Below are 8,568 nucleotides of genomic sequence, written 5' to 3'. Positions count from 1 at the left end.
ACGGCGACCTTGCCGTTTCCTGCGATGTCCATGACGGTCGGTCCGCCGAGGCCGGGAATCACTTCCCGAATCTCGTCGAGTTTGTCCTCGGGGGCGTTCATCATGAGGTAGCGTTTGCCTTCCGCCGAGATGACCGACTGGAGCGCCATCGTGACCTGTTCGACCTTCTCATCGCCGACCATGTCCTCGCGGGCGAACAGCCGAACCGAACTCGACAGCACTTCGTCGATGATGCCGAGGCGGTTGACCTTTAGCGTCGTCCCGGTGCTCGTGATGTCGATGATGGCGTCGGCCATATCGACGTGGGGGGTGAGTTCCGTGGCACCCGAAACCTCCACGATTTCGGGCGACACCTCGGTCTCGGCGAAGTACTGTTTCGCCACGTTCGGGAACTCGGTGGCGACCGTTTTACCCGCGAGGTCGGCGACTTCGTTAATGTCTCCCTCCTCGGGTGCTGCCAACACGAGCCGACACTGGCCGTAGCCCAAATCGAGGAGGTCCGAAACGTTGCCGGGGTTCGCCTCCCGCATCTGGTCGAGACCGGTGATGCCGATGTCGGCGGCGCCGTCGCTTACGTACTCCGGGATGTCGGCGGCTCGGGCGAACAACAGCGTCACGTCCGGGTCGACGGTGTTCGCGTACAGCTTGCGGTCCGCACCGTCCACGACATGCAGCCCGGCGTGTTCGAGCAATTCCATCGACGGGTCGTGCAACCTGCCCTTGTTAGGGACCGCGATTCGCATTATCTCGGGTTCGGTCGGCCAGACGGATTACTCTTGCTTTCCCGGTTCAAACTGCAAACCGTGATAAAACGTACCGTATCGCGGACTCCAATCCACCAGAGTCATGCGAGAGCGACGACAACCCCGAGCCATGACGACGCTCCGAATCGCCGGGGGGCAGGTACTGCGACCGGACATGACCGTCGAACGAGCCGACGTACTGATAGACCAGGACGACGGGACGATTCTCGCCGTCGGCGACGTCGCTGACGCCGACGAGACGCTCGACGCCAGCGACGGCCTCGTGATTCCGGGCCTCGTGAACGCCCACTGTCACGCCGCGATGACGCTCCTTCGCGGGTATGCGGACGATAAACCGCTCGATTCGTGGCTCCGCGAGGACGTGTGGCCGGTCGAGGCCGCCCTGACGCCGGAGGACGTGCGTGCCGGAACCGAACTCGGCATGCTGGAGATGATTAAATCCGGGACGACCGGCTTCGCGGACATGTACTTCGAGGTCGACGAGGTTGCCGAAGCCGTCGAGGAGGCGGGGCTTCGCGCCCGAATCGGTCACGGCGTGGTGACCATCGGAAAGGACGAGGAAGTCGCCCGCGAGGACTTCGAGACGAGCCTCGCCATCGCCGAGGAGTTCGACGGCGCGGCGGACGGCCGCATCACAACGGCCGTAATGCCACACAGCCTCACGACGGTCGGCGAGGAGTATCTGGACGACTACATCTCCCGCACGCGTGACCTCGGCGTCCCGCTCCACTACCACGCCAACGAAACCCGCGACGAGGTTGCCCCCATCGTCGAGGAGCGCGGGAAACGACCGCTCGAATACGCCCGCGAGAAGGGCATGACCGGCGAGTCCGATTTCGTCGCCCACGGCGTCCACGTCAACACGACGGAAATCGACCTGCTGGCGGAGACGGGCACGGGCGTCATCCACTGTCCGGCCTCGAACATGAAACTCGCCAGCGGGATGGCCCCCGTGCAGGCGATGTTGGACGCGGGCGTCACGGTCGGACTCGGGACGGACGGCGCGGCGTCGAACAACGACCTCGACATGTTCGGCGAGATGCGAGACGCGGCCATGCTCGGGAAACTCGCCGCGAACGACGCCAGCGCGGTCGCCGCCGAGTCGGTCGTGGAGATGGCGACACGCGGAAGCGCGACCGCCCTCGGGTTCGACAGCGGCCGCATCGAGGAGGGCGCTAACGCCGACCTCGCCGTAATCGACCTGTCGTCGGCCCATCTCGTTCCCCATCACGACCTCGTGAGCCACCTCGCCTACGCCGCGCGCGGCAGCGACGTGAAGCATACGATTTGTGATGGGACTGTCCTCATGGCAGATAGGGAACCACTCACGCTGGACGAAAAGTCGGTGACGGAAAACGCAGAAAAGCGGGCGAAGGAACTCGCCGAACGCGCTACCGAGTAGATAGCTGCGGCTCATTTACGAGGACTATTTCACGCCCGAAAACACATACTCTGTAGTTGTCATCAACGGTAAATTGAACGATTATATCGGTTTTTAAACTCTCTAGCGTTCTCTGAACTATTTATGTACAAATATAACGATGCCAAACGGGAATCGGGGTTTATGGGGGTATCCCCGGTGGAAGAAATCGCATGACAGCAAAACGATTTGCGATACTGCTCGCGGCGGCGGTGCTGCTCTCCGTCGCCGCGCCCGCCTTTGCAACGACTGGCACTGACGGACTGACGGTCGGTGTCTCCCAAAACGAGAACGTCATCGTGACTGTGACCACGAACGGAACGGCGGCCGAGAACGCCTCGGTCTCCGTCGAGGCGCTCAACAACTCCACCTACGCGGGTGCCGGGAGTTACACCACCGACGAAAACGGAACCATTGCACTACCGACTCCTGCGAACAACACCACTATTCACGTCGTGGCGACGAAAGGGAACCTGACCGATTCGACGACCGTCGCGCTGGTCGCGCCCGCGAACGAGGACGTCGAATCCGACGACTCCTTCGGTCACGGTGTCTCCTCGTTCGTCCACCAACTGCTCTCGGGCGAGGACGTGAAACACCCGGGGAGAGTCATCTCGACGTGGGTGACGTCCCACAACCCCGGTGCACAGAAGAAAGCCGACCACGCGAAGTCGAGCCACGACGCCGACGACCACCCCGGAAACGGTCACGACGACCACCCCGGAAACAGCCACAAACAGGGACACGACAAGGGGAAGAAGGACCACGACCGCGGTGACGACTCCGACGACGAATAGGCGTTGACCGCCTTCGGTACCGTTTTGAACGCGCTCGCCCATCTCGAACGTATGGGAACCTATCCGCCGATAAGCGAGCAGTTGGACGACGTTGAGTCCGCTCGCGCCGAGGGGCACCGCAAGATGGACTGGGCGCGCCAGCACATGCCGATAATGACGACGATTCAGGAGGAGTTCGTCGCCGACAAACCGCTGGAGGGCCAGCGCATCGGCATGGCGATGCACGTCGAGGCGAAGACCGCAGTTCTCGTCGAGACGCTCGCGGAGGGTGGCGCGGAAGTCGCCGTCACCGGGTGCAACCCGCTCTCGACGCACGACGACGTGAGCGCCGCGCTGGACGAACACCCGAACATCACCTGCTACGCGAAGCGCGGCGTGGACGACGAGGGTTACTACGAGGCCATCGAGTCCGTCATCGACCTCGAACCCACCATCACGGTGGACGACGGCATGGACATGGTGGCGGCCATCCACGAGGACCATCCCGAACTCATCGAAACCGTCGTCGGCGGCTGTGAGGAGACGACGACCGGCGTGCACCGACTCCGCGCGATGGACGAGGACGGCGCGCTCGACTACCCCGTCTTCGCCGTCAACGACACGCCGATGAAGCGCCTGTTCGACAACGTACACGGCACCGGTGAGTCGTCGCTGGCGACCATCGCCATGACGACCAACCTCTCGTGGGCCGGGAAGAACGTCGTCGTCGGCGGCTACGGCTACTGCGGCAAAGGAGTGGCGAAGAAGGCGGCGGGCCAGAACGCGAACGTCATCGTCACGGAAGTCGAACCGCGCCGCGCGCTCGAAGCCCACATGGAAGGCTACGACGTGATGCCGATGGCCGAGGCCGCCGAAGTCGGCGACGTGTTCATCACGACGACGGGCAACCGCGACGTCATCACGAAAGAGCACTTCGAGGTTATGAAGGACGGCGTTCTCCTCGCCAACGCGGGGCACTTCGACGTGGAGGTCAATCTGAACGACCTCGCGGACCTCGCGGTCGCCGAGCGCGACGCCCGCGACGGCGTTCACGAGTACGAGATGGAGGATGGCCGCCGACTCAACGTCATCGCCGAGGGCCGCCTCGTCAACCTCGCCGCGCCCATCGCGCTGGGCCACCCCGTCGAAGTCATGGACCAGAGCTTCGGCGTGCAGTCGGCCTGTGTGCGCGAGATGGTCGAAAACGGCGAGAAATACGACGCTGGCGTCCACGACGTGCCCGACGAACTCGACAAGGAGATTGCGGAAATCAAACTCGACGCGGACGGCGTGGAGTTCGACTCCCTCTCGGACGAGCAGAAGGAGTACATGGGTAGCTGGCAGCACGGGACGTAACACCGCTCTTCTCCCCGTATCGAGCGCAATTCGAGTCGAGTTGGGTCGAGTCGGATTTTCGTTCTCCGCCCGAGATGTCGTTCAACAAGTATTTACCGTCTCCTTTTTCAAACGGACGTATGCAACGCCGCCAGTTCCTCCAGAAGAGCGTTCCGCTCGCCGTCGGTGTCGGTGCCGCCGGGTGTACCGATTCGAGTACCGACTCCAGTTCCGCCGGATACGCCACCGACGAGATTGCGTCGAACGAGGGTAACGCGTGGGACGATTCCGATACCGCCGAATCGGACGGAAGCGACCCGGCGCTCGAAGCGCCACCCCGCGAGTCCGAAGTGTTCGAAGCCATCGAATCCGGCGACAGACGGGAAACCGTCGTCGTCACGTTCGAAGCGAACCCCGTTGTCCAAGCCCGAATCGGTTCGGGGACGACGACTACGACGATGACGACGCACACGGACGCGGAGAACACGACGACGCGAACGACTGTCGAGAGCACGACGACTACCGACGAAGAAAGTTCTCGGACGTGGATGGATAGTCTGTCGCCCGATTCCCTCCTTCCCGTCGGCGTCGCCGCCGGACGAGGCAGGGGAGGTCGAAGCGGCGGCGGACGGAGCGGTCGGGGTGGACGAAGCGGAAGTGAGGGCGGAAGCCGCGGAAGCGGACGGGGCGGGAGAAGTAGCGGTGGAAAGAGCGGAAAAAGTGGGGGCGGAAAGAAGGGAAAGAACGGGAAGGGGAAGTCGAAAAACGGTAGCGGAAAGGGAGACGGGAAAAGAAGTCCGGTCGTCGCGGCAGCGGGACGAGCGCGTTCGTCGGACGGAACGGGCGGTTCAAGTGGCACGGCGGGCGGTACGCGGCGTGGCACGACCGGCACGACGACGAACTCGACGAGTACGATGCGGTCGTGAGCAATTGCGGGGTCGGACGCATCGGCTCCGCGGACGCGACGGAGGACGACCTTCCCGGCGTCGGTGCCATCGACTGGAACAGCGAGTGCGACGGCGACCACGCCGAAATGCGGTTCACGCCGTCCGCATCGGGGTGGTACCGCATCGGTGCGCGACTGCAGACGACGGACGAGAGGCGCGACTTCGGGTGGGAAGCGGTGGACGTGAAAATCGTCGAAACGGACGAATCGCGCTGGGTGATCGAGAGCCAGTGGAAGGTCTCTCCCCGGCTCTGAACCGTCACTATCCCCGTTTCGTCGGGCGAAAAGCGGGAAACTAAGTCGGTGCGTACGAGAGGTCGAACCGAACAACATGGCGAATCGGAAAGGTGACAGGCGGGAGCGCGAACTCGTCAACAGGCTCGACGACACGGGATTCGCGGTCATGCGCGCTCCCGCGAGCGGGGGGGCAACGCAGCGCGAACTGCCGGACGTGCTGGCCGGAAACGGGAACGCGTTCTACGCCATCGAGGCGAAATCGAGCGCTGGCGACCCCATCTATCTGACGGGGGAGGAAGTCGAAGCGCTGGTCTACTTCTCGCAGAACTTCGGTGCGAAGCCGAAAATCGGCGCCCGCTTCGACCGGGAGGACTGGTACTTCTTCCACCCGGCGGACGTCCACCAGACGAAGGGCGGGAACTACCGGGTCAAGAAGGAGACCGCGCTGAACGAGGGTGAGACGATGGACGAGTTGTGGAAAGACGACGAGGACGAGGCGTCGAAACACAGCGTCTCGGACGTTCTCCACGCGGTCGAACAGGGGGTCCTCTCGGTGGACGAGGCGACGGAGATTTTGGAGTAGCCGTCGCTCCGCGGTCGGGGTTGAAAAACCGAAAAATTGGCTCGACTACTCCGGTTCCGGGAAGTCGGACAGTTCAGACTGATTTCCCGGACGCCCGGGGCGTTGGAGCCGCGAACGCGGGAACGAGTAGCGCCGCACGTGACGCGGCTCGACCTGTTCGGGGCGAAGCCCCGACGGAATCGGGTAGAGCACTTCGACCACTGGGTCGTCCGTCGGGTAGCCCTCGTTCGTCGGGTACTCCGCGACGGTGCAGTCGCGGCCCGGAACCTCGACTTGGTTGGCCCGATAGTCGGTCATGGCGACGACGACCAACAGGTCGCCGGTCGCGCGGTCGACTACGGGTTCGCCGGGTTCCAGTCGGCAGTGGTCGCAGAAGTGCGGCCCGGCGGCCGCCGTCTTCTCGTCCACGAAGATGACTGACTCGCATCTCGCGCACTCGACCGCCTCTTTTCCCGGCGGCGGGACGCGACCTTCGTTGATCTCGATTGCGACCCGGCGGATGTGTTTGCACCGGACGCCCCGCATCATGTGGTCGGGGCAGGTGCAGCGACTCCCGAGCAGATCCACGAAGTACGTGTTGTCGCTCTGGCTTTCGACTTCGTACAGTCCGCCACCGAGCGGCGTGACGGACATGCGCTCTGCTCTGGCGCGTTGGGACCGCGGGTCAGTCTCCTCGGTCTCGGCCAGCGGCGTCAGCGATACTTTTCCGGAAGCGGCTGTGTCTATCATGGGTGCTTCCTCCGACGTGAAACCTGACGACGAAAATCGGCTCGTACCGGCCACTCTACGTCGGTTTCGACGTATCATAGTACGCACCGAGCGACCCTAAGGCTTTCACCTGTCAACGCAAGTCTCGGCTTTTCTTGCCCCGCAAAACGCTGGTAATGGCTCGTTTCCGTGTCGCGGGAACGGTCCCGCCTTCGGGAAACTTCTACGGCGTTCGCGTTCGGCGCTGATTTGCCGTTAAAACGGCGTCGACCTCGCGAGTTCGGGGAGAGTCGGACGGCAACTTCGAAGCGGAGAACTTTTGACGCAACCACGGAAAACGAAGAGCATGAATCTCGAGGACGACACGGTTCGCGACATCGTCGTCTCCGTCGTGTCGGTCGGCGTCTTTATCGTAGCGATGTTTGTCGTGGGCTCGCAGTTCGAAAGCGGCGGAATCACCGGCACTGGCGCGCTCGAAATGGTCGGCGTCATCACGCTCTTCGTCCTCGTCATGACGGGTGTCGGCTTCTGGCTGGCGAATCAACACTGACGTTCGAACAGACTCGTACCGATCGCATCGATCCCCCCGGTCACACCGACCTCTACCGGTCGCGCCAATCCGTCACGGTCCCATTTTCGTCCAGCGCGTCCTCGTAGTACACGAGCGGATGCGTCACCGTCTCACATCGTTCGTCCTTGTTCACACAGTCCCCGTACGCTTGGAGCGTCGCGCAACTCGGCGGCGCGAACTGCGTCGTCCGTTCGTCCCGGAGCCGTTCGATTCGGGCGCGTAACCGGTCTGCGCGTCCCGACGAGCGAACTTCACAGAGCGAGAGGATTTCGTCCGCGTCGAGTCCGATGCTCGTGAGAAACGAGACGAGCGTGAACTCGGAGTGTGCGGGAAGCGACTCCGCGTCACGAGCGCGTGCGAGCAGTGCCGACATACACGGCGGGAACAGTTCCGGCGCGAGCGTGTCGATGTCGTGGGAGAAATCGGCGTCGGTGAACGACGACTCCAGTTCCGACAGTTCGTCGGCGAGCGTCGCGCCGATTTCGTCAGGGACGGGAAGGGGAAGGTCGTCGGCGATGCGTATTTCGACCGCCGTCCGAAGCAGTTCGTGTAGCTCCGCCTGCGAGACGACCACGACGCCATCGTCGAGTTGGCGCGTCACGAGTCGCCACTCGTCGCCGAACTCCCGAGCGAGCGAGATGTAGGTCGAGACGGCAACGCCGAACCCGTCACGACGGGTCACTACATCGTCGTCGAGGTCGAAATCGGCGAGAAACGTTTCGAGCGTGAGCGACGTGCCTCGCGTGCTTTTCAGTCCGTCATCCGGCGTCTCGAAGTCGGCGGTGAACCGCTCGTAGGCCGTCGTCGCCTCGGCGTTGGCGTACTTTTCGACCGCTCCCGGCGCGTCGAGGAGCGACACCAACATCCGGGCGATGGGGTACGAAAGCACCTCCGCCGACGTCGACCAGCGCCGCCCGTCGTCCGGCGCGCGCACGGTCCCGTCGAGGAGCGCCCGTCGCACGCGCTCCACGCCGCGCTCGACTGCCGGGTGGCGGTCGCCCTCCCCCGCGATGACTGCCGCGAGGTCGAGGTTCGCGTCCCGAACCGCCTCGCGAGCGGACGCGAGAAACGGGTATCGGGCATGGAGCGAGTTCATTAATCGCCTTTTCGAGCGGTGCCCGATAAACGCGACGGTCGCGCGGTAACGCGAGATTTCCCCGGCTCGACCCCCGCGGAAATCCCGCGTTTCCCCGGTTCGGCCGAATCCAATCACCTATTACCGGGGCGT

Annotated in this window: 10 protein-coding genes; 7 read left to right on the top strand and 3 right to left on the bottom strand. The window is 63.6% G+C overall.

Annotated features, from left to right (window positions below; genetic code table 11):
• Positions 1 to 743, bottom strand: a 743-nt coding sequence (gene hisG / locus BG842_RS07585) for an ATP phosphoribosyltransferase (RefSeq protein ID WP_069450301.1), incomplete at its 3' end; no start/stop codon positions are given.
• A gap of 130 nt (positions 744 to 873) precedes the next feature.
• Here hisG and BG842_RS07580 point away from each other — a divergent pair.
• The 6 genes from BG842_RS07580 to hjc all read left to right on the top strand — a co-directional run bounded on the left by BG842_RS07580 (position 874) and on the right by hjc (position 6,061).
• Entirely contained in the window at positions 874 to 2,166 is a 1,293-nt protein-coding gene (locus BG842_RS07580; protein WP_069450300.1) for an amidohydrolase, read from the top strand.
• 191 nt (positions 2,167 to 2,357) lie between these two features.
• Positions 2,358 to 2,981 carry a hypothetical protein gene (locus BG842_RS07575; protein ID WP_069450299.1) on the top strand — a complete coding sequence of 208 codons (624 nt, stop codon included), beginning with the start codon at positions 2,358 to 2,360 and terminating at the stop codon, positions 2,979 to 2,981.
• 51 nt (positions 2,982 to 3,032) lie between these two features.
• On the top strand, positions 3,033 to 4,316 hold the full coding sequence (locus BG842_RS07570) for an adenosylhomocysteinase (RefSeq protein ID WP_069450306.1): 1,284 nt from the start codon (positions 3,033 to 3,035) through the stop codon (positions 4,314 to 4,316).
• Between the two features lie 119 nt (positions 4,317 to 4,435).
• Complete coding sequence (locus BG842_RS29670; RefSeq protein ID WP_069450298.1) at positions 4,436 to 5,221, top strand: hypothetical protein; 786 nt, start codon at positions 4,436 to 4,438, stop codon at positions 5,219 to 5,221.
• Positions 5,218 to 5,496, top strand: a complete 279-nt coding sequence (locus BG842_RS07560) for a hypothetical protein (protein WP_069450297.1) — start codon at positions 5,218 to 5,220, stop codon at positions 5,494 to 5,496. Before BG842_RS29670 ends, BG842_RS07560 begins: the two co-directional genes overlap by 4 nt.
• Before the next feature lie 76 nt (positions 5,497 to 5,572).
• Entirely contained in the window at positions 5,573 to 6,061 is a 489-nt protein-coding gene (gene hjc / locus BG842_RS07555; protein WP_069450296.1) for a Holliday junction resolvase Hjc, read from the top strand.
• Between the two features lie 45 nt (positions 6,062 to 6,106).
• Here hjc and BG842_RS07550 read toward each other — a convergent pair whose 3' ends face one another.
• Positions 6,107 to 6,790 carry an SWIM zinc finger family protein gene (locus tag BG842_RS07550; RefSeq protein WP_175424098.1) on the bottom strand — a complete coding sequence of 228 codons (684 nt, stop codon included), beginning with the start codon at positions 6,788 to 6,790 and terminating at the stop codon, positions 6,107 to 6,109.
• Between the two features lie 325 nt (positions 6,791 to 7,115).
• On the opposite strand from BG842_RS07550, the gene BG842_RS07545 reads away from it, so the two are divergent.
• On the top strand, positions 7,116 to 7,319 hold the full coding sequence (locus tag BG842_RS07545; protein ID WP_069450295.1) for a transporter: 204 nt from the start codon (positions 7,116 to 7,118) through the stop codon (positions 7,317 to 7,319).
• Positions 7,320 to 7,371: 52 nt separating this feature from the next.
• On the opposite strand, the gene BG842_RS07540 is transcribed toward BG842_RS07545, so the two are convergent.
• Positions 7,372 to 8,436 (bottom strand): DNA primase large subunit PriL, encoded by a 1,065-nt coding sequence (locus BG842_RS07540; RefSeq protein ID WP_069450294.1) that lies wholly within the window; start codon positions 8,434 to 8,436, stop codon positions 7,372 to 7,374.
• Positions 8,437 to 8,568: the final 132 nt, after the last annotated feature.

Source organism: Haladaptatus sp. W1 (assembly GCF_001723155.1).
Classification (GTDB): domain Archaea; phylum Halobacteriota; class Halobacteria; order Halobacteriales; family Haladaptataceae; genus Haladaptatus; species Haladaptatus paucihalophilus.
Note: the sequence above shows the minus strand (reverse complement) of the source record. Positions and strands in the feature narration are given on the sequence as shown.

Bases quoted from the DNA above. Each gene is read 5' to 3' on its own strand.
- BG842_RS07570 (WP_069450306.1), top strand. From the start codon at position 3,033: ATGGGAACCTATCCGCCGATAAGCGAGCAGTTGGACGACGTTGAGTCC.
- BG842_RS07575 (WP_069450299.1), top strand. From the start codon at position 2,358: ATGACAGCAAAACGATTTGCGATACTGCTCGCGGCGGCGGTGCTGCTC.
- BG842_RS29670 (WP_069450298.1), top strand. From the start codon at position 4,436: ATGCAACGCCGCCAGTTCCTCCAGAAGAGCGTTCCGCTCGCCGTCGGT.
- BG842_RS07545 (WP_069450295.1), top strand. From the start codon at position 7,116: ATGAATCTCGAGGACGACACGGTTCGCGACATCGTCGTCTCCGTCGTG.
- BG842_RS07580 (WP_069450300.1), top strand. From the start codon at position 874: ATGACGACGCTCCGAATCGCCGGGGGGCAGGTACTGCGACCGGACATG.
- hjc (WP_069450296.1), top strand. From the start codon at position 5,573: ATGGCGAATCGGAAAGGTGACAGGCGGGAGCGCGAACTCGTCAACAGG.
- BG842_RS07550 (WP_175424098.1), bottom strand. From the start codon at position 6,790: ATGATAGACACAGCCGCTTCCGGAAAAGTATCGCTGACGCCGCTGGCC.
- BG842_RS07540 (WP_069450294.1), bottom strand. From the start codon at position 8,436: ATGAACTCGCTCCATGCCCGATACCCGTTTCTCGCGTCCGCTCGCGAG.